The 23,676-nt window shown below is 71.0% G+C and carries 26 protein-coding genes; 10 read left to right on the forward strand and 16 right to left on the reverse strand.

Features of this window, described 5'->3' with window-relative positions; genetic code table 11:
- Positions 1-12 precede the first annotated feature (12 nt).
- Positions 13-603 (reverse strand): TlpA disulfide reductase family protein, encoded by a 591-nt coding sequence (locus tag AC2YHJ_RS10570; protein WP_487395870.1) that lies wholly within the window; start codon positions 601-603, stop codon positions 13-15.
- Between AC2YHJ_RS10570 and argH the strand changes: the two genes are divergently transcribed.
- Together argH and AC2YHJ_RS10580 are read left to right on the forward strand one after the other, a co-directional pair.
- Complete coding sequence (argH, locus tag AC2YHJ_RS10575) at positions 578-2,008, forward strand: argininosuccinate lyase (RefSeq protein ID WP_487395871.1); 1,431 nt, start codon at positions 578-580, stop codon at positions 2,006-2,008. The two genes, AC2YHJ_RS10570 and argH, sit on opposite strands and share 26 nt — an antisense overlap.
- On the forward strand, positions 2,005-2,133 hold the full coding sequence (locus AC2YHJ_RS10580) for an LPS translocon maturation chaperone LptM (RefSeq protein WP_487395872.1): 129 nt from the start codon (positions 2,005-2,007) through the stop codon (positions 2,131-2,133). Before argH ends, AC2YHJ_RS10580 begins: the two co-directional genes overlap by 4 nt.
- A gap of 16 nt (positions 2,134-2,149) precedes the next feature.
- On the opposite strand, the gene AC2YHJ_RS10585 is transcribed toward AC2YHJ_RS10580, so the two are convergent.
- The 4 genes from AC2YHJ_RS10585 to AC2YHJ_RS10600 form a co-directional block, all read right to left on the reverse strand.
- Complete coding sequence (locus AC2YHJ_RS10585) at positions 2,150-3,907, reverse strand: sensor histidine kinase (RefSeq protein ID WP_487395874.1); 1,758 nt, start codon at positions 3,905-3,907, stop codon at positions 2,150-2,152.
- Positions 3,904-4,110, reverse strand: coding sequence for a NepR family anti-sigma factor (locus AC2YHJ_RS10590; protein ID WP_487395876.1), 207 nt, complete (start codon positions 4,108-4,110; stop codon positions 3,904-3,906). Before AC2YHJ_RS10590 ends, AC2YHJ_RS10585 begins: the two co-directional genes overlap by 4 nt.
- Positions 4,107-4,757 carry a sigma-70 family RNA polymerase sigma factor gene (locus tag AC2YHJ_RS10595; RefSeq protein WP_487395878.1) on the reverse strand — a complete coding sequence of 217 codons (651 nt, stop codon included), beginning with the start codon at positions 4,755-4,757 and terminating at the stop codon, positions 4,107-4,109. The genes AC2YHJ_RS10590 and AC2YHJ_RS10595 overlap by 4 nt, the downstream gene beginning before the upstream one ends.
- A gap of 149 nt (positions 4,758-4,906) precedes the next feature.
- Entirely contained in the window at positions 4,907-5,398 is a 492-nt protein-coding gene (locus AC2YHJ_RS10600; protein ID WP_487395879.1) for a sigma-70 family RNA polymerase sigma factor, read from the reverse strand.
- A gap of 62 nt (positions 5,399-5,460) precedes the next feature.
- Here AC2YHJ_RS10600 and AC2YHJ_RS10605 point away from each other — a divergent pair, with 62 nt between their 5' ends.
- The 4 genes from AC2YHJ_RS10605 (at position 5,461) to AC2YHJ_RS10620 (ending at position 8,837) form a co-directional block, all read left to right on the forward strand.
- Positions 5,461-6,180 carry a response regulator gene (locus AC2YHJ_RS10605; RefSeq protein ID WP_487395880.1) on the forward strand — a complete coding sequence of 240 codons (720 nt, stop codon included), beginning with the start codon at positions 5,461-5,463 and terminating at the stop codon, positions 6,178-6,180.
- Positions 6,181-6,380: 200 nt separating this feature from the next.
- A complete protein-coding gene (locus AC2YHJ_RS10610; RefSeq protein WP_487395882.1) occupies positions 6,381-6,578 on the forward strand; it encodes a CsbD family protein in 198 nt (65 codons plus the stop codon).
- Between the two features lie 126 nt (positions 6,579-6,704).
- Entirely contained in the window at positions 6,705-6,869 is a 165-nt protein-coding gene (locus tag AC2YHJ_RS10615; protein ID WP_487395909.1) for a DUF1328 domain-containing protein, read from the forward strand.
- 126 nt (positions 6,870-6,995) lie between these two features.
- Entirely contained in the window at positions 6,996-8,837 is a 1,842-nt protein-coding gene (locus AC2YHJ_RS10620) for an ABC transporter ATP-binding protein/permease (protein ID WP_487395883.1), read from the forward strand.
- Positions 8,838-8,841: 4 nt separating this feature from the next.
- Here the strand turns inward: AC2YHJ_RS10620 and AC2YHJ_RS10625 are convergent, their stop codons facing one another.
- From AC2YHJ_RS10625 to modA, 8 genes are all read right to left on the reverse strand, one after another.
- The gene (locus AC2YHJ_RS10625) at positions 8,842-11,409 is read right to left on the reverse strand and encodes an FtsK/SpoIIIE family DNA translocase (RefSeq protein ID WP_487395885.1); all 2,568 of its coding nucleotides are present in this window, start codon (positions 11,407-11,409) and stop codon (positions 8,842-8,844) included.
- 119 nt (positions 11,410-11,528) lie between these two features.
- Positions 11,529-12,044 carry a nitrogen regulation protein NR(II) gene (locus AC2YHJ_RS10630; RefSeq protein WP_487395886.1) on the reverse strand — a complete coding sequence of 172 codons (516 nt, stop codon included), beginning with the start codon at positions 12,042-12,044 and terminating at the stop codon, positions 11,529-11,531.
- 19 nt (positions 12,045-12,063) lie between these two features.
- The gene (locus AC2YHJ_RS10635) at positions 12,064-13,899 is read right to left on the reverse strand and encodes a transglycosylase domain-containing protein (RefSeq protein ID WP_487395888.1); all 1,836 of its coding nucleotides are present in this window, start codon (positions 13,897-13,899) and stop codon (positions 12,064-12,066) included.
- Between the two features lie 46 nt (positions 13,900-13,945).
- Positions 13,946-14,323 (reverse strand): winged helix-turn-helix domain-containing protein, encoded by a 378-nt coding sequence (locus AC2YHJ_RS10640; RefSeq protein ID WP_487395889.1) that lies wholly within the window; start codon positions 14,321-14,323, stop codon positions 13,946-13,948.
- Positions 14,320-15,174 (reverse strand): ModD protein, encoded by an 855-nt coding sequence (modD, locus tag AC2YHJ_RS10645; RefSeq protein WP_487395890.1) that lies wholly within the window; start codon positions 15,172-15,174, stop codon positions 14,320-14,322. Before modD ends, AC2YHJ_RS10640 begins: the two co-directional genes overlap by 4 nt.
- Positions 15,155-16,300 (reverse strand): molybdenum ABC transporter ATP-binding protein, encoded by a 1,146-nt coding sequence (gene modC, locus AC2YHJ_RS10650; RefSeq protein WP_487395891.1) that lies wholly within the window; start codon positions 16,298-16,300, stop codon positions 15,155-15,157. Before modC ends, modD begins: the two co-directional genes overlap by 20 nt.
- Entirely contained in the window at positions 16,300-16,998 is a 699-nt protein-coding gene (gene modB / locus AC2YHJ_RS10655; protein WP_487395892.1) for a molybdate ABC transporter permease subunit, read from the reverse strand. Before modB ends, modC begins: the two co-directional genes overlap by 1 nt.
- Positions 16,995-17,771: a molybdate ABC transporter substrate-binding protein gene (gene modA, locus AC2YHJ_RS10660; RefSeq protein ID WP_487395894.1), complete on the reverse strand. Its 777-nt coding sequence runs from the start codon at positions 17,769-17,771 to the stop codon at positions 16,995-16,997. The genes modB and modA overlap by 4 nt, the downstream gene beginning before the upstream one ends.
- A 103-nt stretch (positions 17,772-17,874) precedes the next feature.
- On the opposite strand from modA, the gene tsaA reads away from it, so the two are divergent.
- Both tsaA and msrB read left to right on the forward strand, forming a co-directional pair.
- A complete protein-coding gene (gene tsaA / locus AC2YHJ_RS10665) occupies positions 17,875-18,315 on the forward strand; it encodes a tRNA (N6-threonylcarbamoyladenosine(37)-N6)-methyltransferase TrmO (protein WP_487395896.1) in 441 nt (146 codons plus the stop codon).
- 167 nt (positions 18,316-18,482) lie between these two features.
- Positions 18,483-18,887 carry a peptide-methionine (R)-S-oxide reductase MsrB gene (msrB, locus tag AC2YHJ_RS10670; protein WP_487395897.1) on the forward strand — a complete coding sequence of 135 codons (405 nt, stop codon included), beginning with the start codon at positions 18,483-18,485 and terminating at the stop codon, positions 18,885-18,887.
- Here the strand turns inward: msrB and AC2YHJ_RS10675 are convergent, their stop codons facing one another.
- Positions 18,888-20,486: a GMC family oxidoreductase gene (locus tag AC2YHJ_RS10675; RefSeq protein WP_487395898.1), complete on the reverse strand. Its 1,599-nt coding sequence runs from the start codon at positions 20,484-20,486 to the stop codon at positions 18,888-18,890.
- On the reverse strand, positions 20,479-21,429 hold the full coding sequence (locus AC2YHJ_RS10680; protein WP_487395899.1) for a LysR family transcriptional regulator: 951 nt from the start codon (positions 21,427-21,429) through the stop codon (positions 20,479-20,481). The genes AC2YHJ_RS10675 and AC2YHJ_RS10680 overlap by 8 nt, the downstream gene beginning before the upstream one ends.
- A gap of 125 nt (positions 21,430-21,554) precedes the next feature.
- Between AC2YHJ_RS10680 and AC2YHJ_RS10685 the strand changes: the two genes are divergently transcribed.
- Positions 21,555-21,989 carry a DoxX family protein gene (locus AC2YHJ_RS10685; RefSeq protein WP_487395900.1) on the forward strand — a complete coding sequence of 145 codons (435 nt, stop codon included), beginning with the start codon at positions 21,555-21,557 and terminating at the stop codon, positions 21,987-21,989.
- A 71-nt stretch (positions 21,990-22,060) separates the two neighbouring features.
- On the forward strand, positions 22,061-23,134 hold the full coding sequence (locus AC2YHJ_RS10690; RefSeq protein ID WP_487395901.1) for an alkene reductase: 1,074 nt from the start codon (positions 22,061-22,063) through the stop codon (positions 23,132-23,134).
- Between the two features lie 288 nt (positions 23,135-23,422).
- Here AC2YHJ_RS10690 and AC2YHJ_RS10695 read toward each other — a convergent pair.
- On the reverse strand, positions 23,423-23,676 hold a 254-nt coding region (locus AC2YHJ_RS10695; protein ID WP_487395903.1), incomplete at its 5' end, for a hypothetical protein.

The following is a 23,676-nucleotide window of genomic DNA, read 5'->3' on the forward strand; positions in this document are numbered from 1 at the left end:
GGTTTCGTCGAATCAAGCGCCACGCAGGGTTTCGGCCGGCCGGCGCGGCGGGCCGGCGAGGCGCCGGATGGCGACGAGGAATTCCGGCGCATCCCAGGCCGCGTCGCCTTCCACCCGCGCTTTTTCGCGCCCCTGGCGGTCCACGATCACGGTGGTCGGCAGGCCGCGGGCACCAAGGGTCCGGGCCGCCGCCCCACGTGGGTCGAGCCAGATGCGCAGGTGGCGCAGCTGGGTCCGGTCATAGAAGCCCTGCACCGTGTTCAGCCCGCCGCGATCGGAGGAGATCGGCAGGACCAGGATCTCATCCCCCGCCAGCGCGGCCGCGGCACGGTCGAGTGCGGGCATCTCCGCCACGCAGGGGGGGCACCAGGTGGCCCATAGGTTGATGACCAGGCCCTTGCCGGGGAAGTCCGCGGGGCTGAGGCCCTTGCCATCCGCGTCGGTGAAGGTGATCTCCGGCAGGGCGGCGTCGTTCTCGCGCAGGCGGTTCAGCCCGTGCGGGGCGGCCAAGCCTTGCCGCGCCGGAAGGGCCGCGAGTAGGGTCCCGCCCGCCGCCAGCGCCGGGGCGGCCTTGAGAATGGAACGGCGCGTCGGAACCAGCACGAAAGACACCCCTCAGGTGAGCAGCAACGCCAATCGGCAATGGGGCGGGCGCTTCGCGGAAGGCCCCTCCGCCATCATGGAAGCGATCAATGCCTCGATCGGCTTCGACCGCAAGATGTGGCGTCAGGACATCCGCGGCTCGCTCGCCCATGCCGCGATGCTGAAGCATGTGGGGATTATCACGGCGGAGGACGAGGCCGCCATCCGGGGTGGGCTCACGACGATCTCTGAGCGTATCGAAAAGGGGGATTTCCCCTGGGACGAGGCGCTCGAGGACATCCACATGAATATCGAGGCGCGGCTGTCGGCGACCATCGGCGACGCCGGCAAGCGCCTGCATACGGGGCGCAGCCGCAACGACCAGGTGGCGCTCGACGTGCGCCTGTGGGTGCGGGACGCGATCGATGGCCTGTCAGGCCAGTTGCAGGACGTGATGCGCGCGCTGGTCGACCGCGCCGCCGAGCATGCCGGCACGGTCATGCCTGGCTTCACGCATCTGCAGCCGGCGCAGCCAGTTACACTTGGCCACCACTTCCTGGCTTATGTCGAGATGCTGTCGCGCGACCTGTCCCGGCTGCGCGATTGCCGGGCGCGGCTGAATGAATGCCCGCTGGGTGCCGCGGCACTCGCCGGCACGGGCTTCCCGATCGACCGGCACATGACGGCCAAGGCGCTTGGTTTCGACGGGCCGACGCGCAACAGCCTCGATTCCGTGGCCTCGCGCGACTTCGCGGCCGAGTTCCTGTTCGCCTGTTCGATGTGCGCGACGCATCTCTCGCGCCTCGCGGAGGAGATCGTGATCTGGACGAACCCTTATTTCGGGTTCGTGAAGCTGAGCGATTCCTTCACGACCGGCTCCTCGATCATGCCGCAGAAGCGCAACCCGGATGCAGCGGAACTGGTGCGCGGCAAGACTGGCCGCGTGGTCGGCGCGCTGGTCGGGCTGCTGACGGTGATGAAGGGCCTGGCGCTGACCTATTTCAAGGACATGCAGGAAGACAAGGAAGGCGTCTTCGACGCCGCCGAGACCATGACGCTGGTGTTCGCGGCTGTCGCCGGCATGGTGCGCGACCTGAAGCCCGACGTGGGGCGGCTGGCCTCGGCAGCCGGCGCGGGCTTCTCGACGGCGACCGACCTCGCCGACTGGTTGGTGCGCGAGCTGAAGATGCCCTTCCGCGACGCCCACCACGTCACCGGCGCGCTGGTGGCCAAGGCCGAAGGCCTCGGCGTGGATCTGTCCGGCCTGACCATCGAGGAAATGCGCGAGGCCGAGCCCCGCATCACCGAAGGCGTCTACGACGTGCTGTCGGTCGCGGCCTCGGTGCGCTCGCGCACTTCCTATGGCGGCACGGCGCCGGCCAATGTCGCGGCCATGGCGGCGGAATGGAAGGCGAAGCTCGCGTGACCCGCGCCGCGCTCGCCGCGCTGGCGCTGCTGCTGCTGGCCGCCGCCTGCGGCAAGGTCGGCCCGGTGCGCCCGCCCGGGCCGCCGGACCAGATCACCCATCCGCGGCAGTATCCGAGCAGCTGAGACGGGCGGCGGGCCGTCACGCCGCCCCGCGCAGCGTCTCCTCTGGCTCGCGGCGGTGCAGCGGGAACTGCACCGCGATGCGCGTGCCGTCGTCGCCGGAGATCTCGGCGACCCCGCCGAGATGGCTGGCGAAGCCTTCGATCAGGCGCATGCCGAGACCATCGCCGTCGCCCTCCGAGGACGCCTCGCCCAGCCCGATCCCGTCATCCTGCACGACCAGATGGGCGATGCCGTCCTCGACATGCAGGGAAATGGCGATGCGGCCCTGGTACCCCTCGGGGAAGCCGTGGCGCATCGCGTTGCTGACGGCTTCGGTCAGCAGCAACGCCAGGGAAATGGCCTGGTCGGAGCCCATCTCGATGTCCTCGGCGTCGATATCGATGGCGACGCCCGATTCCGGTCCCGCGCCCAGCGCATCGCCAAGTTGGCGCGACAATTCCTCGAGGAAGGGGCGCATGGAGATGCGCTCGAAGGTCTGATGCAGGTAGAGGTGCCGGTGCAGCGTCGCCAGCGCCTGCACACGGTCGCGCGCCACGGCGAATTCGATCTTCGCGGCCTGGTTGCGCAGCCGGTCGGCCTGGAGGTTCAGCAGGGAGGCGACAACCTGCAGGTTGTTCTTCACGCGGTGGTGGATCTCGGCCATCAGCAGGTCACGCTGATGCAACGCGCTGGTCAGCGCCGCCTCGCGATCCTGCACCGCGCCGGCGGCGGCAAGCAGGGCGCGGTCCAGTTCGCGGACCTCATGCGGGCCGGAAGCGTCGGGGTCGGCCTCCAGCGGGCGGCCAGGCGTCCAGTCGCGCACCCGTGCCGCCAGCCGTCGCAGCGGCCGCGACACGCCAAGTTCCACGCCGATCAGGATTGCGACCAGGCAGCCGACGAGGAACAAGCTGAGTTCCAGCAGGCGCTGCGCGAAGGCCTGCCAGGCGGCCTCCTGCGCCTTCTGCATCGGGATGCCGGCGAGCAGCCGTAGCCCGGTATCGAGTTCGATGATCGACCAGGCATGCAAGGTCCCGTTGCGGGCGGTGCCGAGCAACGACATCTCCTGCTCGGCGAGCATCTGCGTCAGCACTTCCGGTGGCGGCAGCGCCGCGGAGAGCGCGCTGCCGATCGGCAGCAGCGAGCCTTCGGCATCGAGCAGCCAGACATGGCTTTCCGCGGTCACAGGCGTCGTGCTGTCCGAGCGCAGGAAGAAGTCGAGGAAGAGGCTGCCGCCGACGATGGCCCGCAGGTGGCCATCGGCATCGAGGATCGGTGCGGCGCCCGGCAGCACGGCCCGGCCGGAGACGGCGCCGATGGTGAACTGACCCATCACGAACTGCCGCTTCCGCCGGATCTCGGCGACGTAATCAAGCGTCGCGTAGTCGCCGCCGCGCGGCGCCTGCAGGCCGCTGCACAGCAGCCGTCCCTCCGCGTCGAGCACCCAGAAACTCGAGTAGCGCAGCGGCGACAGCTCGCTCAGCCGGGCGAGTTCCCGGTCGCAATCTTCCCGCGACAGGTTGAGCAGCCACGCCGTGCGTCCCAGCCCGGTCAGCATTTCGCGCAGGCTGTGCACGGCGGCGCCGTGGCGCGCGGCGGCGACCTCGCGCAGGATCACCGCGTCGCGCAGCCCGTTCGACCCCGCGGTGCGGAAGGCTGACCAGGCATTGCTGATCGCAATTCCTGCGATGGGGATGGTGGCCGCCGCGACCAGCGCCAGCAACCGGCCCCGAACGCCGCCCAGCACCTGCGTCCAGACGCGGCGTGGCTTTGGCGGCGGGGCGCCGCCGTCGGTCACTTCCCGCGATCCCGCTCGATCAGCCGCAGCAATTCGGGTGGAATCGGTTCCCGCGCCACATCGTCGAACATCTGATGCAGGCCCCGCCGGAGCCAGATGTCGAAAGCGGCATCGGGAACGGCCTTCTTGGCACCGCGACCCCGCGCGGCGCCGGTCCTGGCGTTTGCCTTGTCCTTCCGCTCGTCGTCAGCCTGGTCCATCACACCCCATGCCGAACCACCGGGGCAGCCGCATCGGCGCGCCCCGCATCCCGTGCAACACTACGCGGTGCGGTCGCCGCCACGCCAGCGCCACGGCGCCGCCTGACGCCGCCGGCCTGGTCGGGCTCACCCATCAGGCGGGCTTCCAGGGTGCAGCGGGCGCGGAAGACGCGGCACTTTGCGGTGCCCAAGGCGCAACCCATGGCGGCCGCCACTTCCTCATAGGACAGTCCCTGGACGGTCACCATCACCAGCGCCGCGCGCTGGTCGGCCGGGAGGCGGGCCATCTCGCCGCGCAATTCCCGAAGTGCCAGGCTGTCTTCCTGGCTCGGCGGCCGGGCGAAGGCGCTTGCTGGCGCGTCGTCCATGTCGACCGTCTCGCGCAGGCGACGGCGGTCGGAGATGAAGCGGTTGCGCAGGATGCGATACATCCAGGCGCCGAGATTGGTGCCTGGGGTGAAGCTCGACTGGGCGGCGAGCGCATTGGCGACCGCCGCCTGGACCAGGTCGTCGGCATCCGCCCGATTGCGCGTCAGCGACAGGGCCTGGACGCGCAGCTTTGGCAGCAGCGCCACGAGCGCATCGTGGAAGGACGGGCCGCGGTCGCTCGCGACGGTAGCCCGGCGGGAGGTGTCGAGGTCGGTGCTCATGCCAGACAAACGATCGGTGGGAGACGCCGGTTGCATGTGAGTATCCATCAAGATGCATGGCTGATATGCGTTTCTTGCATGAAACGACGACCCAGGAACTGCGTTGCGGCACCATGAGTTGGGCCGGAGAGATCAGTTCAGGCCGGCGATCACCGTCGCGCGCCGAATTCCCGGGCAAGGGCCACGCGCGCACGGGATACACGCGCCTTGACCGTACCTTCCGGCACGCCAATCACGGCCGACGCCGTGGCGGTGTCCAGTTCCATCGCGGCGACCAGGATCAGCGCCTCGCGCTGGGTCGGCGGCAGCGTCGCGATCGCCGCCTCCAGGTCGTGCAGCGCGTCGCGGCCTGCCTGGCGGGCGGTGTCCGGCTGCGGGGGCGGCAGCGTGGCAAGTCCCCGCTGTTCGACGCGCCGCCGGCGCTGCTGGTCGAGGAACAGGTTGCGCAGCAGGCGGAAGGTCCAGGCGCGCAGGTCGGTCCCCTCGGCCCAGGCGTCCTGTCGTTCCAGCGCACGCAGGATCGCGTCCTGCACCAAATCGTCGGCGCGGGCGACGTCGCGCGCAAGGAATCGCGCGAAGGCCCGCAACTGCGGAACCAGCGCCACGATGGCCTCGCGATATTCGTCGGCCTGCTGTTTCATGCGCGGCAGCGTTGCGCTGCATCCATTCGCCTGACCATAGGGCTGTTCCGGAAGGTGCCAAGATGAACGCGATCCATCCGTCGGAGTTGCTGCGCGCACTCCCCTACGCCCGACGATACGCGCGTGCCTTGACCGGCGCGCGGGACAGCGGCGACGCCCTGGTCGCGGCGGCGCTGTCGGGAGACCTGCCTGACGTGGCGCCGCGCCTCGCGCTTTTTGCCGCAGTGGCACGCGCGGTGCCGCCGTCTCCACCGGGGTCCGGCCCTGATGCGCTGCAACGCAATCTGCTGCTGCTGACGGCGCTCGAGGACCTCACCCTCGACGATGCCGCCACTATCCTCGACATCGACCGCGCCGTCGCGGAACGGGAGCTGGAGGCCGGACGCGCCGCGCTGCGCGCCACGGCGGCGACCGACATCCTGGTCATCGAGGATGAGCCGATCATCGCGCTCGATCTCCGCCGGCTGGTCGAGACCTGCGGCCATCGGGTCGTCGGCATCGCGGCAACCGAGGCGGCGGCGGTACGGCTCGCGGCCGAGAAGCGACCCGGGCTGATCCTTGCCGACATCAACCTCGGCCGCGGCGGGGATGGCAGCCACGCGGTGGCGCGCATCCAGCAGACGATGACGGTGCCGGTCATCTTTGTCACCGCCTATCCGGAGCGCCTGCTGACGGCCGAGGGTGTGGAGCCTGCCTTCATCATCAGCAAGCCCTTCGAGCCGCTGGCGCTCGCGATCGCGACCTTCCAGGCGGTGAATGGCGGCCGCGGGCCGGCGGTCTGAGGAAAGTCTGCAGGTTGCCTTAAACGCCGGCGGTGGGCGGCCCGGCGCGGCGGTCGGTTTGGGCGCGGCCGCGCTGTGCGCTCCTGAAGTCTTGTCGAGGCGCCGACGCACCAGGCGGCGGGCTTCGGGCAACCGTCGCCGATACCAGCCGTTCTGCTTGCAGGCCGCCATGCCGGCGGCCGCGATTGCAGGAGTGCGCCATGAACAAGGACATGATCGCCGGCAACTGGAAGCAGCTGACGGGCAAGGTGAAGGAGCAGTGGGGCAAGCTGACCGACGATGACCTGGCCGTCATTGAGGGCAAGCGCGATCAGCTGATCGGCCGCGTGCAGGAACGCTACGGCATCGCGAAGGAAAAGGCGGCCGAGCAGGTCGCGGCGTGGGAACGCGAACTCTGACCTTTGCCCTCACTCGAAGGGGCTGACATGGACGCCGCCGGGACCCGCCCGGCGGCGTTCTACATGCCGTGCAACCTGCCAGCCGGCCGTCGCGTTCATCTGCCAGGAACGCAATGGAGAAACCCAATGCTCTACTGGACCCTGATCTTCCTCGTCGTAGCCATCGTCGCCGGCGTGCTCGGCTTCGGCGGCATTGCATCGGCGGCGAGCGGCATCGCGAAGGTTCTGTTCGTGATCTTCCTCGTGCTGTTCCTGGTCGCGCTGATTGCCGGACGCGGCTTCGCCGGATGATGGGGCTTCACGCCTGACCGCTTCCCCACGACGACATCCTGGTGGGCTGGCCGGATGGGGAAGTGGATCGGCGTGGGGCGAAGCGCGTGCGTCCACGGCCATCCGAACAGCCACGGTGGTGATCCCATGTCCGACCAGCCCACCCCGGCCGAAACGGCAGGCCGCCCCGCCACCTCCGACCTCTACGGCTTTTGGCGCTGGGTGCGTGCCTGGCTCGTCGCGCCGGATCGCGGCAAGGCGCGGCTAATCATCCTCGGCGTCGTGGCGATGACCTTGGCGCAGGTCGTCATCCAGATCCGCTTCAACACCTGGAACCGCGATTTCTTCGATGCGCTCGACAAGCGCAATGCGCAGGCCTTCCAGCACCAGATCGTGGTCTTCCTCATGCTGGCCGGCCTGTCGATGACGGCGGCGGTGTACCAACTCTATCTCAAGCAGCTGCTGCAACTTGCCTGGCGCGAATGGCTGACGCGCCGGCTGACCGAGGCCTGGCTGCATGACAGTCGCCAGTACCAGCTCGAGGCCGGCGCCGCCGAGGCCGACAATCCCGACCAGCGCATCGCGGAGGATGTCCGTCTCGCCGCAGACCTGTCCGTGGACTTCGTGGTGGGGCTGCTGATCTCGGTCAGCATGCTGATCGCCTTCGTCGGCATCCTGTGGTCACTCTCCGGGCCGCTCGACGTGATGCTGGGCGGGATGAACCTGCACGTACCCGGCTACATGGTCTGGGCGGCGGTGCTCTATGCCGGCATCGGTTCCGGCCTGACCTGGTGGGTGGGGCGGCCCATGGTGCGCATCCAGGTGCGCCGCACCACTGCCGAGGCGGACTTCCGCTTCGGCCTGACCCGGGCGCGCGAAAGCAGCGAGAGCATCGCCCTGATCCGCGGCGAGGCTGATGAGCGCCGCGGCATCGACCGCCTGTTCGGCGAGGTGCGCGGCGTCTGGCGGGAGTTGATGCGCAGCCAGCGCAACCTGATGTGGCTGACCAGCGCCTATGGCACGCTGGCGATGATCTTCCCCACCGTGGTGGCCGCTCCTGCCTATTTCTCCGGTGCCATGTCGCTCGGCGTGCTGATGCAGGTGGGCGCGGCCTTCGCCCAGGTGCAGATGGCGCTGAACTGGTTCGTCGACCGCTTCCCCAACATCGCGGAATGGCGCAGCGCCACCTCGCGCCTCGTCGCCTTCCAGGATGCGCTCGACGACCTTGAGGCGCTGGCCGCCGACCCCGAGCAGCCGACCATCGCCATGGAGCAGATCGAAGAGGGTGGGCCGGAGAGGCTGCAGCTCGATCGGCTCGAGATCGCCCTTGCGGACGGCACCACCGTCATCTCCGAGGCGTCGGCAACGATCGAGCCGGGCGAGCGCGTGCTGATCAAGGGCGAATCCGGCTCGGGCAAATCCACGCTGTTCCGAGCGATCGGCGGCCTGTGGCCCTGGGGTGGCGGGCGCATCGTCACCCCGCCGCGTGACTCGATGGCCTTCCTGCCGCAGCGCCCCTACCTGCCGCTCGGCACGTTGACCGACACGTTGTGCTATCCCGCGCCCGCCGAGGCCTTCGATACCGCGAAAAAGGTGGATGCGCTGGAACGCGTGGGCCTCGGCCATCTCGCCGACCGGCTGGAGGAGGAGGAGCGCTGGGACCGCGTGTTCTCGCTCGGTGAGCAGCAGCGCCTCGCCATGGCACGATTGCTGCTGCAGGCGCCGCGCTGGATCTTCCTCGATGAGGCGACGGCCGCGCTCGACGAGGAGAATCAGGACGCCATGATGACGCTGCTGGTCGAATCTCTGCCCGAGGCCGCGATCGTGTCGATCGGCCATCGCCCAGGGCTGGAGGCTTTCCACACGCGCACCCTGACGCTGGAGAAGCGCGAGGGCGGGGCGCGCTTCCGCCGTGCCGCGCCGCGCATCGTCAGTGAGAGCACCAAGCGGCGGCGGGAGCGGTTCCTGGGGACGCGGGTCGCCATATGACAGCTCAGTCGCGCGGACCGGGTGCGAGGACCTCGCGCTTGCCGACATGGTTTGCCGCACCGACCACGCCTTCCTTCTCCATCTGCTCGATCAGCTTGGCGGCGCGGTTGTAGCCGATGTTGAGGTGCCGCTGGACGAAGGAGGTGCTGGCCTTGCCCTCGCGCGTGACCAGTGCGACGGCCTGGTCGTAGAGCGAAGCCTCCCCATCCGTGTTGCCGCCGAGCATGCCGGGCTGCGCGCCGTCCTCGTCGGCCTCCTCGGTGACTTCCTCGACATAGGCGGGCTCGCCCTGCTCGCGCAGGAACTCGACCACGCGCTCGACTTCCGTGTCGGACACGAAGGGCCCGTGCACGCGGGACACGCGCTGCCCACCGGGCATGTGCAGCATGTCGCCCTGGCCGAGCAGCTGCTCGGCGCCCTGCTCGCCGAGGATGGTGCGGCTGTCGATCTTGCTCGTCACCTGGAAGGAGATGCGGGTCGGGAAGTTCGCCTTGATGGTGCCGGTGATGACGTCCACCGAAGGCCGCTGCGTCGCCATGATCACATGGATGCCCGCGGCGCGCGCCATCTGCGCGAGACGCTGGACCGCCGCCTCGATCTCCTTGCCGGCGACGATCATCAGGTCGGCCATCTCGTCGATGACGACGACGATCATCGGCAGCGGTTCGAGGGCGAGGGGCTGTTCCTCGAAGACCGGCTTGCCGGTGTCGGGGTCGAAGCCCGTTTGCACCTTGCGCGTCAGCACCTCGCCGCGCTGGCGGGAGGCCGTCACCTTCTCGTTGTAGCCACCGATGTTGCGCACGCCGAGCTGGGACATGGCGCGGTAGCGGCGCTCCATCTCCCGCACCGTCCATTTCAGTGCGCCGATCGCCTTGGGCGGTTCCGTCACCACCGGGGCCAGCAGATGCGGGATGCGGTCATAGACCGACAACTCCAGCATCTTCGGGTCGATCATGATGAAGCGGCATTCCTCCGGCCCGAAGCGATAGAGCAGCGACAGGATCATGGTGTTGATCCCGACCGACTTGCCCGAACCGGTGGTGCCCGCGATCAGCAGATGCGGCATGCGCGCGAGATCGGCGATGACCGGGCTGCCGCCGATATCCTTGCCCAGCGCCAAGGGCAGTTTCGCCTGGTGCCGCGCCCAGGATTCGTCGGCGAACATCTCGGACAGGTAGACCGTCTCGCGCTTGGCATTCGGCATCTCGATGCCGATGACGTTGCGTCCCGGCACGGTCGCGATGCGCACCGCGATCAACGACATCGACCGCGCGATGTCGTCCGCCAACCCAATGACGCGGGAGGACTTCGTCCCCGGCGCGGGTTCGAGTTCGTACAGCGTGACGACGGGGCCGGGGCGGATCTCGGCGATGCGGCCGCGCACGCCGTAATCCTCCAGCACCGATTCCAGCAGCCGCGCATTGGCCTGCAGCGATTCCTCGGATGGCCTGCCGCTGCGCTTTGCCGGCGCTTCCGTCAGCAGGTCGAGCGGGGGCAGTTTCCACCCCCCGGTTTCGAGGTCGAGCGTTCGCTGTTCCGGCGGGCGGCGGCCGCGATCCGGCGCGCGGTCCAGCACCTTGCTGCGCGCCACGAGCCGCGGCTTGGCCACGGGTTCAGTCCCGGGGCGGACATCGCCATCCTGGCCCGGCAGCGGCGCCGGCGGCGCGGCCGGGCTGGGCGGCACGGCCGTCGCGGCCTCATCCGCCGCGCGCAGCATGGCGCCGAGCGGCATGGCGTTCGGTTCGCGCCGCAGCAGTGCGCCCGCGCCACGTCCCATGCTGCGGAACGGTGCGCTGAGCCGAGCGAACAGGCCCGGCCCACGCGGGTGCCGCACCTCCGGTTCCTCCTCCGGCTCCTCCTCAGGGTCGCGCCCGGGGCCCTGGCGGCGCAGGCTGGCGGCGCCGCTGCGGGCCGCGCCCACGGCGACCTGCCCTGCACCGACCGCCGCACGGCCCGCACCGCGCCATTCGCCCACCGTCAACCCGCAGGCAACGAAGGCGGTGCCGACCGCGGCGACCATCACGAAGCCTTGGCCGGCCAGCGTGCCCATCGGTCCCAGCAGCCCCGCCAGCGTATCCACCACCAGCCCCGCCATCGCCGGCCCGACGACGCCGCCAGGCCCGGCTTCCACCGGCAGGTTGCGCGGTAGCGGCAGCAGCGACAGCGCCGCCGCAGCCATCGGCATCCCGGCGAGCAGGCCGAGGAACCGCGCCGTGACCGACCCCAGCCCCCGATGGGTCGCCAGCCGGAACGCCCAGGCGAGCAGCGCGAGGCACGGCAGTGCCGCGGCGAAGCCCAGGCCCTGCAACAGCACATCGGAGACGATCGCCCCGGCCGGCCCCGCCAGGTTCGTCGTCGGCCCATGCGTCGAGGTGTTGAGCGACGGATCGGCCGGATTATGGCTGCCCAGCGCGACCCCGAGCGCGACGGCCGCGAGCGCGACCAGCAGCCCGCACATCTCCATCGCGCGTCGCCGCAGCACCGCGCGCACGGCGGCCGAGGCGAATCGGCCGGAACTGGAGGAGGCCCGGGCGGAGGGCGGGCCGTGGTCGGACAGGGCAGCGCGGGGCATCGGGTCTTCGTCTTGATCCTGGCTGGCAATGCTATACCGGAAGTGTCTGCCGGCGCAGTGTTTCAGGCTCCGGGGCGTGGATTGGCCCGGGCAAGCGTGGCCGTGGCGCCACGCCGCGCCTATTCGTTCCGCGGCGTCCGGGCCCGCGCGGCCGGCAGGAAAACCGGCGGCGGCGCATCCCCTCCGGTGCTCGGATGGGCGGACAGCAAGGCACCACCCGGTGCTGGATCCAGCGCCAGGCGCAGGTCGGCCTCCGGCGGCGCGATCGCCGCCGCGTCGCGTGCCAGCTGCAGGATCGCCTCCTGCAACGCGGCGGGCGAGGCTTCCAGCACCGGCAGTCCGCCGGCGGCCTCGGCCTCCGCGCTGCGGCCCGGGCCGAGGGCCAGCCGGACCAGCGGGCGCATGGTATCGAGCACCGTCGCGGCCGGCGTGCCCTCCGGTGGCGGCGCGCCGAGCGCGAGATAGGCGTGCAGCAACGCCTGCAGCCGCTGCGACGCGTCGCGCAGCCGCTCCGCCCGCGCGATGTCGCGCTCGGTGCTGGCGGGTGAGCGCAGCATGATCTCCGCCGTGCCGGACAGCGCGGCGAGCAGGTTGTTCGCCTCATGCCGCACGGGCCGGGCCAAGGCGATCAGCATGTCGCGCGGTTCCGTCATCTCACCCGGCCCTGCCGCGAGCGGTTTCCAGGATGTCGCGGAACAGCCGCGCGGGCAGGCCGCCGCCCGCCACCCCTTCCATCGGCGTCGCATCGTCATTGCCGAGCCAGATGCCCATGACCAATCCTCCGGCGATGCCGATGAACCAGGCATCGCGATTATCCTGCGTGGTGCCGGTCTTGCCGGCGACGGCGATGCCCGGCAGGGCGGCCGCGCGGCCGGTGCCGCGCGCCACCGTCGCGGCCATCATGCGCCGCATCGCCTCTGCTGCCTCGGCCGAAATGACGGGGGAGGGGGCGGGCGGCAGCCAGGCGATCGGCCGGCCCTCCGCGCGCGCTTCCGCGACGCCGAAGGGCGCGACACGCCGCCCGCCGTTGGCAAAGGGCGCATAGGCGGTGACGAGATCGAGCAACGTCACCTCCGCGGTGCCGAGCGCGATCGAGGCATCGCGCGGGAACGGCCCCGGCAGACCGAGCCGCTGCGCCAGCGCGCCCACCGCGCGCGGCCCGCCGCCGCGCTGCATCACCCGCACCGCGGCGGTGTTCACGGAGTGGGCGAGCGCGTCCTCGATGGTGATCTCTCCGCGCATCCGCCAATGGCCATTGCCCGGCGACCAGCCACCGAGGCTGATCGGCGCGTCGGAGACCATGTCATCCGGCCGCGCCCCGGCCTCGATGGCGGCGAGGTAGACGAAAGGCTTGAAGGCCGAGCCCGGTTGCCGCCGCGCCTGGGTGGCGCGGTTGAAGGGGCTGGTCCGGTAGTCACGCCCGCCTGCCATGGCGCGCACCGCGCCGCTGGCTGCCTCGATCGCCACCACCGCACCCTGGGACACGCCGGCGGCGCGGCCCTGCGCCACGAGGATCGCCTCAAGCCGCGCTTCCACCGCCGCTTGCAGACGGGAATCGAGTGTCGTGCGCAGCAGCAGGTCCGAGGTCGCCGGCGCGCGGTCGCCGATGCCATCGCGCACCCAGTCGGCGAACCAGCCGGCATCACGGGACGGGGCGGGGGGGAAGCGCAGGTTTTCCGCCTCGGTCATCGCGGCGGCGGCGGGGATGGCGCCGGTCTCGACCATCGCCTCCAGCACCTCGGTCGCGCGGTTGACCGCGGCGGTCGGGTTGACGCGCGGGTTGAAGCGGGACGGCGCCTTGGGCAGGCCGGCCAGCACCGCCGCCTGCCCGGGCGTGAGGCGCCGCGCCGGCACGCCGAAATACAGCCGCGCCGCGGCATCGACGCCATAGGTACCGGCGCCGAGATAGACGCGGTTGAGGTAGATGGTCAGCAGCTCATCCTTGGTGAAGCGCGCTTCCAGCCACAGTGCGAGCAGCGCCTCCTGCACCTTGCGCCGCAGGCTGCGTTCAGGTGTCAGAAACAGGTTCTTGGCAAGCTGCTGCGTCAGCGTCGAACCGCCCTGCACGACGCGCCCGGCGGTCATGTTGACCATCGCCGCCCGCAGCATGCCGATGAGGTCGAGACCCATATGGTCGCGGAAGCGGCGATCCTCGATGGCGATGAAGGCGGCCGGCACATGTGCGGGCAGGTCGCGCAGGCGCACCGTCTCTCCATAGAGGTCGCCGCTGGTGGACAGCAGCGCGCCATCGGCGGCGACGATGGTGACGGAGGGGCGGCGCGTGGCGGATAGCGCATCCTCGGGTCGCGGCAGGTCCCAGGCGAAGACGATCAGTGCGGCGAAGGCGGCGACCATGCCCCAGACAGTGAGGATGACCGCCCAACGAAACAGGCGCGGCGCCAGGCGGCGTCGCGGTCGTGCGGGGGGTGCATGTCGGGCAGGGGCGGCGACGGGGGCGCGCCGCACCCGCGGCGCGACGGCACGGGGCATCGCGGTGCCTATAGCATGGCCCGGGGGCGGCGTATCAAACGCGCTGTCAGCCCTTGGTCCGGCGCAACAGCGCGGTGAGGCGCGGTTGTGCCGCCCGCTGCGCGGCGCGTTCGATGGCCCGGTAGTCGGCCACCAGGTTGCGTCCGGCATCGGTCAGCATGGCCCCGCCGCCGCGATAGCCGCCGGTGCTCGCCTCGACCACCGGAGTTCCGATCAGGGTGTTGAGCGCATCCACCAGATCCCAGGCGCGCTTGTAGCTCATGCCGAGGGCACGACCCGCCGCCGAGATCGACCCTTCCTGGTCGATCACCTCGAGCAGCCGGATCTTGCCCGGGCCGATTCGACCGCTCGGCAGATCGATGCGCAGGCTCAGCTCGGCCTGGCTGGCGGGCTCGCGATCCTCGGCCTCGGCGCGACGCTTCACGGCGTGGCTGCCGTGATGGTGACGGACAGGTCGGCCGGCGGGGCGGCATAGGCGGCGGAGGTCACCAACAGTCCCGCGCCGGCCGAGGCATAGGCAGCGGCGTTCGTCTCGTTCACCCCGCCGGCGACGACGATGAGGGGCCGGCGCGGCAGCGTCGCCATGGCGCGCACCACATCGCCCACCTGTTCGGGTGACAGCTTGTCGAGCTGCACCGCATCCACCCCCGCGGCGGCGAACCACATGGCCTCGTCCACGCTTTCCGCCTCGACAGTGATCTTCCGTTCCGGCTGCGCCGCGCGCAAGGCATCGACCCAGAGATGCGGCGGGGTGCGGCCGAGGAAGGCACGATGCTGGGCGAAGACCAGCACGCTGTCCGACAGGCCGAGCCGGTGCGGGATGCAGCCACCGGCCATGATGGCCTTCAGCATGACATCCTTCGCCCCGGGCAGGTGCTTGCGCGTGCAGGCGACCGCGATGCCGGACCGGCCCTCGCGCGCCGCGGCCAGGATGCGCCTCGCACGGGTGGCGATGCCGGAGGCGATCTCCATCAGCGTCTGCGCCACCTTCAGGCCGCGATGCAGGGCGGCGGCGTCGCCCTCGGCGATCAGCAGGTCGCCGCCGGCTTCGACCTGCGCGCCGGAGGACGCCATGCGCCGCGCCGCCGTGCAGCCCGCCAGCAGCATCAGCCGCTCGGCTTCCTCGACGCAGCAGGCGGTGATGGTGCCGCGGGTGCGGAACACCGCCACGCCACGCCGTTCGCCGATGCCGAGGCCGGCGGTGGTGAGGTCGCCATGGGGCACATCCTCGCGCAGCATCGCGAGCAGCCGGTCGTCAGGCAGCAGGTACGGCATCGCGACGTTCCGATTCTGCAGGGTCCGGCTGTGGTGGCGTGGCGACCAGGCGATGGTCGAAGGTCACCGCTTTGACCAGCGCCCAAAGCTCCATGCCGGGCCGTAGTGCGAGGCGCCGCGCGCTGTCGCGGGTGATGCGTGCCAGGATCTCGCTGGGCCCGATGGCGAGCCGGACGAAAACCTCCTGGCCCTCGCCGGCCGGTTCGATCTCGATCAGCGTGCCGCGCAGGATGTTCTGGGTGGAGATGCCGCGCGGCTCCTCGGTCGCCACCGCGATGTCGCGCGCGCGCACCCGCACGCGCAGGCGGGTGCCAGGCGGGCCGGGATGCAGGGTGGTGACCAGCGCGCCGCCGGCGAAGTCGAGCCGTGCAAGGCCGCCCTGCGGCGCCGTCGCGACCGTGCAGTCGAGCAGTACGCCCGCGTCGCGCCGGGCGGCGAGCGGCAGGTCGGTGCGCGCCGCCAGCGCCGCGACCGGGCCATGCGCCAGGACGCGGCCGTGGTCCAGCAGCACCAGGTGGTCGGCCAGCGCGTCCACTTCCTCCAGCGCGTGGGTGACGTAGAGGATCGGCAGCCGCGCCACGTCGCGCAGCCGCGCGAGGAAGGGCAGCACCTCGGCGCGCCGCGCGGCGTCAAGCGAGGCGAGCGGTTCGTCCATCAGCAGCAGGCGCGGCCGTGCGAGCAGGGCGCGTCCGAGGGCGACGCGCTGGCGCTCCCCGCCCGACAGCCCAGCCGGGCGGCGGCCCAGCAGATGCCCGATCCCAAGCAGCGCGACCACGTCGTCGAAGCCCGGCCCCTGCGCCTCGCGCGGGGCACGGCGCAGGCCGTAGCGGAGGTTTGTCTCGACGCTGAGATGCGGGAACAGCCGTGCATCCTGGAACACCACGGCGCAGCGGCGGCGCTCGGGCGGCAGCGCGATGCCCTGTGCGGTGTCGAGCAGCACGTCGTCGCCGATCGCGACCCGCCCCTGCTGCGGGCGCAGCAGTCCGGCGACCGCGGCCAGCACGCTGGTCTTGCCGCAGCCCGAAGGGCCGAACAGTGCCGTCACGCCGGCATCCGGCGCATCGAAGGCGGCGTCGAGCGTGAAACCGCCAGGGGAGAAATGGTGCCGGATGGCGACCTGCGGCATCAGGCACGCCCCAGCAGTCGGTGCATCCGTCGCGCAAGGAGTTCGGCCAGCAGCAATCCGCCGATCGCCAGCACGAAGGAGATGCCGGCGAGCCGCGCCGCCACGCCCTCGCCGCCGGCGGTCTGCGTGGCGGCGTAGATGGCAAGCGGCAGGGTCTGCGTCTCGCCGGGGATGTTGGAGGCGAAGGTGATCACCGCGCCGAATTCCCCGAGCCCTGCGGCGAAGGCGGTCACCGCGCCGGCGAGGATGCCCGGCGACATCAGTGGCAGGGTGACGGTGACGAAGCGGTCGAACGGTCCCGCGCCGAGGGTGCGTGCCGCGGCTTCCAGCCCCGTGTCCACATGTTCCAGCCCAAGGCGCACCGCGCGGACGATGAGCGGGAAGGACATCACTGCGGTGGCCAGTGCGGCGCCCTCGGTCGTGAAGACCAGCCTGATGCCGAACCAGTCATGCAGCGGTCCGCCGATCGGGCCGCGAATGCCGAACAGCATCAACAGCCCCCAGCCCACCACGACCGGCGGCACCACCAGCGGCAGGTGCACCAGCGCATCCAGCAGCATCCGCCCCGGGAAGCGTCCGCGCGCCAGCAGCCAAGCCACGCCGATCGCCGGCAGCAGGGAGACGAGGACGGAGCGGGAGGCGACCTCAAGACTAAGCCGGACCGCCTGCCATTCCTCGGCGCTGAGGCCGAGGGTCACTGCGGGATGCTGAAGCCGAAGCGCTGCCAGGTCGGCCGCGCCTCGGCGCCGGTCAGGAAGGCGAGCAGTGCGCGCGCCTGGGCATTGTCGGTGGCGCGGCGCGTCAGCGCGAAGGGATAGGTGACGGGAGTGTGGCTGGCGACCGGGAAGGTGCCGACCACGCGCACGCCACGCGAGGCCGCCGCGTCGGTGCCGTAGACGATGCCGTAGGGGGCCTCGCCCCGTTCCACCAGCAGCAATGCGGCGCGGACATTGTCGGCCCGGGCGAGGCGCGGCGCGATGGCGTCCCACTGCCCCATCCAGGTCAGTGCCGCCTGGGCGTAGCGACCGACCGGCACATGAGCGGGGTCGCCCGTCGCGAGGCGGCCATTCGGGCCGAGCAGCGCGCGCAGATCGGTCTCGCGCGTCAGCGCGACGGGACGCGCAGCGTCGGCGGGCGCGACGAGCACCAGCGAATTGCCCAGTGGACTGACGCGCGTGTCGTTCACGATCAGGTTCCGCTCCTGGACGTAGTTCATCCATTCCTCATCGGCCGACATGAACAGATCGGCTGGCGCGCCCTGTTCCATCTGGCGCGCCAGCGCGGAGGAGGCGGCGAAGGAGAAGCGCGGAGCCGGATTGCCGCGTGCGGCCCAGTCCTGGCCCAGCGCGCGCAACGCATCGGTCAGGCTGGCCGCGGCGAAGACCGTGACGGCGTCCTGCGCGCGTGCCATGCCGTGCGTGGATGCGAGGCCGAGCGCCGCGGCGGCGGCAAGGACGACACGACGAAGCATTGGCACACTCCCGCAAGGCGTTATATGCCGGTGGAAATAGCCGAACCCGCCGGGGACGTCCATCATGGCGCCCTGGTGGACGCCTTCAGGGGAGATCGACGGCATGGATTGGCACGCCACGCGGCCTGGCGAGGTGGAGGGCGGCATGCCCGAGCGCGCCGATGCGGCGATCACTTTCATAGGTCGCATCCGCACGCCCTTCGTGACGCGCGCCGATTGCCCGCATCGCGGCCGGGCAGACGGCCCGGTTTGCCGGATCGAGGTCGATGCGCCCTGGCGGCCCGCCCTGCGCGGGATCGAACCCGGCGCGTGGCTCGAGGTGTTGTACTGGATGCATCTCGCGCGGCGTGACCTGCTGGTGCAGGCACCGAAGGGGCGACCGGCGCCACTCGGCACCTTCGCGCTGCGGTCGCCGAACCGGCCCAACCCGATCGCTTCCTCCGAGGTGGAGGTCGTCGAGGTCACCGCGGATGCGGTCATGGTGCGCGGTCTCGATTGCATGGACGGCACACCGCTGGTGGACATCAAGCCGGCGCGGCGGTGACTGGCGGCGGGCTGTATGCATCCCGATATGGCCCAAGGGGCGCAGGGGCGCAGGGGCGCAGGGGCGCAGGGGCGCAGGGGCGCAGGGGCGCAGGGGAGCGCGGGTGCCGGATGGCACGGCGTGCTATGCTGCACCCCAGCGCCCGGCCGCGAGGACAGAGGATGACGATGACCGAGAAGACCTACGCCATCACGCGCAGCGATGCGGAATGGCGCAGCCTGCTGACGCCGGAACAGTACCGCATCATGCGCGAGCATGGCACGGAACGCCCTGGCTCCTGCGCGCTGCTGCTGGAGAAGCGCGCGGGCGTCTTTACCTGCGTCGGATGCGACACGCCGCTGTTCCGATCGGGGCGCAAGTTCGAGAGCGGCACCGGCTGGCCGAGCTTCAACGACCCGTTGCCGGACGCGGTCGAGACGACGACAGACCGCAGCTACGGCATGGTGCGGACCGAGGTGCATTGCGCGACCTGCGGCAGCCATCTCGGCCATGTCTTCGAGGACGGGCCGCCGCCGACCGGGCTGCGCTACTGCATCAACGGCGTGGCGATGAACTTCAGCCCGGAGGGCTGATCACCCGCGCATGTCCTCGGCAATCAGGTCGGCGGCCTTCTCGGCCACCGACAGGACCGTCGCGTTGATGTTGCAGACGGGGATGTCGGGAAAGATCGAGGCATCCGCCACGCGCAGCCCCGCGATGCCACGCAGCCGCAGCCGTGCGTCGAGCGGCGCCGCCGCATCCCCACCCATCCGCACCGTGCAGGAGGGGTGGTAGACCGTCCCGCCCGTGGCCCTGGCGACGGCGAGAAGCTCCTCCTCGCTTTGCGCCGCGGGACCGGGCCGCACTTCATGCGCGACGATGCCCTGCAACGGCGCGGCGGCCATCCAGCGGCGCGCAAGGCGCAGGCCGCGCACGACGCAGGCCTCGTCCGCGCGTTCGGTCAGGAAGCGCGGGGCGATCGCTGGCGCATCCTCGGCGCGCGGGGATTTCAGCGTGACGGATCCGCGGCTGTGCGGCCGGCATTGCCAGACGCCGAGGGTGAAGCCCGGCTCCGCTTCCGGCACCCCGATGCGGCCATCCTGCCAGGAGATCGGCCCGCCATTGATCTGGATGTCCGGCGCGTCGAGCCCCGCTTCGGTGCGGGCGAACAGCGACATCATCCCGGGCGACCAGGTCAGCACGCCCTTGCCGGTGGTCGCCCAGCGCAGCACTTCCCACCCCAGCCGCGGCCAGACGATGCGGCGGTTGGCGGACCAGCGATGGTCGGTCAGCCGGAAGGCCAGCCGGACGATGTAGTGGTCCTGCAGGTTCTGCCCGACGCCCGGCGCATCGAGCAGCGGCGCGATGCCGTATTCCGCGACATGCGCCGCCGGCCCGATGCCGGACCGCATCAGCAGATGCGGCGAGCCGATCGCGCCCGCCGAAAGCACCACGCCGAAGCGCGTGCGGATCAGCCGGTCCTCACCGCCGCGGCGGATCAGCACGCCGGTCGCGCGGCCATCTTCCACCATGACGCGCAGCGCGAGGCTGTTGTCGATGACGGTGAGGTTTGGCCGCGACAGCGCCGGCACCAAATAGGCGCGCGCGGCGGAAATCCGCCGCTGCCCGCGCCGTGTCTGCTGGAAGGTGGCGAAGCCCTCCCGCCGCGGCCCGTTCATGTCGGCATTCACCGGCAGGCCGATCGCCTCGGCGGCGGCGGCGAACTGGTCCAGCAAGGCGGGCCGCTCGGCGAGATGTTCGATCGGCTGCGGGCCGGTGGTGCCGCGCCCCTCGCCACCGTCGGCGAAGGATTCGTGGCGCATGAAATAGGGCAGCAGGTCGTCCCAGCCCCAGCCCGTGCAGCCCTTCTGCGCCCAGAGGTCGTAGTCGGACGGATCCCCGCGCACATGCCCCAGGCCGTTGATGGAGGACGACCCACCCCAGACCCGCCCGCGCGGATAATCGAGCGCGCGATTGCCGGTCGCCGCATCGGGCTCGGTGCGGAAACCCCAGGTCAGCTTCGCGTGGTCCAGGATGCGGGCATAGCCGGCCGGGATGTGGATGTAGGGGTGGCGGTCCTTGCCGCCGGCCTCGATCACCGCGACCGTTGCGCCATTTGCCGACAGGCGGTTGGCCAGCACGCAGCCGGCGCTCCCAGCGCCGACGATCACATGGTCGAAACTGTCAGTCATCGTTGCCTTTCGGTGCGGTCCCGGCCTCGACCGCAGGCACCTCGCGCGCCACGGCCAGCACCAGCCGCCGCAGCCAGGCATGGCCCGCATCGCTTTCGAAGCGGCGGTGGAAGATCATCGACAGGCGCGTATGGCGGATCTCCACCGGCGATTCCCGCACCACAAGCCCATGCGCCTCCGCCAGCAGATGCGCGAGCCGCCCGGACAGCGTCATCACCATGTCGGTGCGCGCCAGGATGTCCGGCACCGCCGACAGATGCGCCACCACGGCGCCGAGCCGCCGCTTCTTGCCCCGCGTCGCCAGCGCCACGTCCAGCGCGCCGTCGCGCGACCCGTTCGGCGAATGCAGCAGATGCGGGAAAGTGATCAGCCGGTCCTCGGTCAGCACGCCCGTTGCCAGCGGATGACCCCGGCGCATCAGCGTCATGAAGCCTTCCGGCAGCAGGCGGATGCGGGTGTAGATCGCCGGCGGCTCGGGCAGTACGGCGACGGCGAGCTCGGCTTCCCCGCGTTCCAGCAGCTCCTGCCAGTTGGTGCGGTCGGCGTGGCGGATCGCCAGGAGGCAGCCCGGCGCCTCCCGCCCCATGCGTTCGAGCAGCAGCGGCGCCAGCACCGCCTCGGCATATTCCGACAGCGCGGCGACGAAGACGCGATCCGATGTCGCGGGGTCGAAGGGCGCCCGTGCGGACAAGGTCTCCCGCAGGCGGTCGAGCACCTCCGCTACCGGTCCGGCCAGGGCGAGGGCCAGTTCCGTCGGTTCCACCCCGCCGGGACGGCGGAGGAACAATTCGTCGTTCAGCGCCGCGCGCAGCCGGGCCAGCGCATTGGATACCGCCGGCTGCGACAGGTTCAGCCGCTGTGCGGCGCGCGTGACATGCCGTTCGCGCGCCACGGCATCGAATACCCGCAGCAGGTTCAGGTCGAGGGTGGAAAGGTCCGCCATTCGCGTTGGTGATGATGGACGTTCCGACGGCCCGTTGGAAGCCGGGGGGCGATGCGGGGCATGGTCCGCGCCATCGAAGGCCGCGGGGTTCTTCCCCGGCGCCTCACCAGACAAGGATGACGACGATGCTCGACACCAAGGTCACCACCCCCTACGCCGCCTTCCTGCTCCGCGTGAGCATGGGCGTGCTGTTCCTCGCCCATGGCGGGCTGCTCAAGCTCGGCACCTTCGGCCTTGCCGGGACCATGGGCTTCTTCGGATCGCTCGGATATCCGCCGATCTTCGGCGCCATCGTGATCTTCGCCGAGATCGGCGCCGGCATCGCCCTGGTCACGGGCGTAGGCGTGCGGGTCGTGAGCCTGCTGGCGCTGCCGATCATGATCGGCGCCACGCTGCAGCACGCCGGCAATGGCTGGCTGTTCACCGCGACCGGCGGCGGCTGGGAATTCCCCGCCTTCTGGACGCTGCTGCTGCTGGTGCAGGCGGGCCTCGGCGCCGGCGCCTTCGCGCTGGACGTGAACAAGCTGGTTGGCCGCCAGGTGATCCCGGCGAACGCCTGAACCGATCGAAACACGGTGAAGCGCGGGCGGGGCAACAACACCCCGCCCCTTCGCCCACAAGGACCATGACCATGACACGGACCCTGTTCGCCCCGACCCGCATCGGGGATGTGCCCCTGCGCAGCCGTATCGCGATGGCGCCGATGACGCGCAACCGCAGCCCCGGCGCCCTGCCGAACGACCTGAACGCTCTGTATTACGGCCAGCGGGCCGGCGCCGGGCTGATCATCACGGAAGGCGTGACGCCGGATGCCGGCGGGCGCGGCTACATCGACATCCCCGGCCTCTACAATGCCGGGCAAGTGGCCGGCTGGCGCAAGGTCGCGGATGCCGTGCACGCCAAGGGCGGGGCGATCTTCGCGCAGGTGATGCACACCGGGCGCATCTCGCACCCCGACTTCCTCGATGGCGGCACGCCGGTGGCACCTTCCGCCGTCGCGGCGAAGGGGGACATCTTCACCAAGGAAGGCCCGAAGCCGATGCCGGTGCCCCGCGCGCTGGACGCGGCGGAGATCCCCGCGGTGATCGCGACCTATGGCCGCGCCGCGCGGCTCGCGCGCGAAGCGGGCCTCGATGGCGTCGAGATCCATGGCGCCAATGGCTACCTGCCGAGCCAGTTCCTCTCGACCAATGCCAACCTGCGCACCGATGAATGGGGCGGGTCGGTCGAGAACCGTGCGCGCTTCCTGATCGGCGCGGTGACCGCGGCGGCGGAGGCGATCGGGCCAGGCCGCGTCGGCCTGCGGGTCAATCCCGGCGGCACCTTCAACGACGTCGCCGACACCGATCCGGAGGCGACGCTGACCTACATCGCCACCGCTCTGCGCGGCCGCGGCCTTGCCTATCTGCACCTGGTCGGCGGGGCCTACAGCTACGATGCGGCGGGCATCGCGCGGCGCATCTTCGACGGGCCGCTGATCCTGAACGGCGGCTACGACGCGGCGCGGGCCGAGGCGGATCTCGCCGCGGGGCGCGCGGATATCATCGCCTTCGGTTCCTCCTTCCTGGCCAATCCGGACCTGCCGGAGCGGCTGCGCACGGGGGCCACGCTGAACGCGCCGGACGCCAAGAGCTTCTACGGCGGCGACGCGCGCGGCTACACCGACTACCCGGTGCTCGGAGAACTCGGCGTCGCCGCGGATTGAGTGGCGATGTTGATCGGAGAGGGGCCCCGCCCCTCTCCGAACCTCTTCCCGCCAGGGGGCGACGGCCCCCTGGACCGCGGCAACCCTGGGTTGTTGCTACTTTAGGTTTTTAGACTTTTAGGGCTTTAGGCCTTTATCCGTCCGGCCATGCCGGCACCGATGATCAAGGGGCGCACGGAGCCCAGTTGATTACGAGAACATATAGCGAACGGATGCGCCCGTCCAGGCGTGATCGTGGGCCTGCCGCCTGCCTCTCCGCCATCCACCGCCGGCCGCTCGCGCGACCCCTCACGCCGCCAGGGTCGCCAACCCCCGCACCGCCACCGTGACCGCCGCGAGATCCCGTGCCGCGGATGCTTCCTGCACCAGCGCCGCGGCTGCGGAGGAGCGCGCCGCATCAGGCGCCCCACCGGACAGTCGCTGCGCGGCGAGCCGCATCTGGCTCGCCGCCAGATCCTCGGTCAAAGCGGCGCGTGCGCGCGCCCCGAAGGCACCGCGGGCCGGTGCGGCGGCGATCGCCGCGCGCAGCGCATCGAGCGCAT

Source organism: Roseomonas sp. SRI_022 (assembly GCF_057586215.1).

Coding starts and splice junctions, on each gene's coding strand:
- argH (WP_487395871.1), top strand. CDS start 578: ATGGAACGGCGCGTCGGAACCAGCACGAAAGACACCCCTCAGGTGAGC.
- AC2YHJ_RS10595 (WP_487395878.1), bottom strand. CDS start 4,757: ATGAGCACCGACCTCGACACCTCCCGCCGGGCTACCGTCGCGAGCGAC.
- AC2YHJ_RS10600 (WP_487395879.1), bottom strand. CDS start 5,398: ATGAAACAGCAGGCCGACGAATATCGCGAGGCCATCGTGGCGCTGGTT.
- AC2YHJ_RS10605 (WP_487395880.1), top strand. CDS start 5,461: ATGAACGCGATCCATCCGTCGGAGTTGCTGCGCGCACTCCCCTACGCC.
- AC2YHJ_RS10610 (WP_487395882.1), top strand. CDS start 6,381: ATGAACAAGGACATGATCGCCGGCAACTGGAAGCAGCTGACGGGCAAG.
- AC2YHJ_RS10615 (WP_487395909.1), top strand. CDS start 6,705: ATGCTCTACTGGACCCTGATCTTCCTCGTCGTAGCCATCGTCGCCGGC.
- AC2YHJ_RS10620 (WP_487395883.1), top strand. CDS start 6,996: ATGTCCGACCAGCCCACCCCGGCCGAAACGGCAGGCCGCCCCGCCACC.
- AC2YHJ_RS10625 (WP_487395885.1), bottom strand. CDS start 11,409: ATGCCCCGCGCTGCCCTGTCCGACCACGGCCCGCCCTCCGCCCGGGCC.
- AC2YHJ_RS10630 (WP_487395886.1), bottom strand. CDS start 12,044: ATGCTGATCGCCTTGGCCCGGCCCGTGCGGCATGAGGCGAACAACCTG.
- AC2YHJ_RS10635 (WP_487395888.1), bottom strand. CDS start 13,899: ATGCCCCGTGCCGTCGCGCCGCGGGTGCGGCGCGCCCCCGTCGCCGCC.
- modD (WP_487395890.1), bottom strand. CDS start 15,174: ATGCCGTACCTGCTGCCTGACGACCGGCTGCTCGCGATGCTGCGCGAG.
- modC (WP_487395891.1), bottom strand. CDS start 16,300: ATGCCGCAGGTCGCCATCCGGCACCATTTCTCCCCTGGCGGTTTCACG.
- modA (WP_487395894.1), bottom strand. CDS start 17,771: ATGCTTCGTCGTGTCGTCCTTGCCGCCGCCGCGGCGCTCGGCCTCGCA.
- tsaA (WP_487395896.1), top strand. CDS start 17,875: ATGGATTGGCACGCCACGCGGCCTGGCGAGGTGGAGGGCGGCATGCCC.
- msrB (WP_487395897.1), top strand. CDS start 18,483: ATGACCGAGAAGACCTACGCCATCACGCGCAGCGATGCGGAATGGCGC.
- AC2YHJ_RS10675 (WP_487395898.1), bottom strand. CDS start 20,486: ATGACTGACAGTTTCGACCATGTGATCGTCGGCGCTGGGAGCGCCGGC.
- AC2YHJ_RS10680 (WP_487395899.1), bottom strand. CDS start 21,429: ATGGCGGACCTTTCCACCCTCGACCTGAACCTGCTGCGGGTATTCGAT.
- AC2YHJ_RS10685 (WP_487395900.1), top strand. CDS start 21,555: ATGCTCGACACCAAGGTCACCACCCCCTACGCCGCCTTCCTGCTCCGC.
- AC2YHJ_RS10690 (WP_487395901.1), top strand. CDS start 22,061: ATGACACGGACCCTGTTCGCCCCGACCCGCATCGGGGATGTGCCCCTG.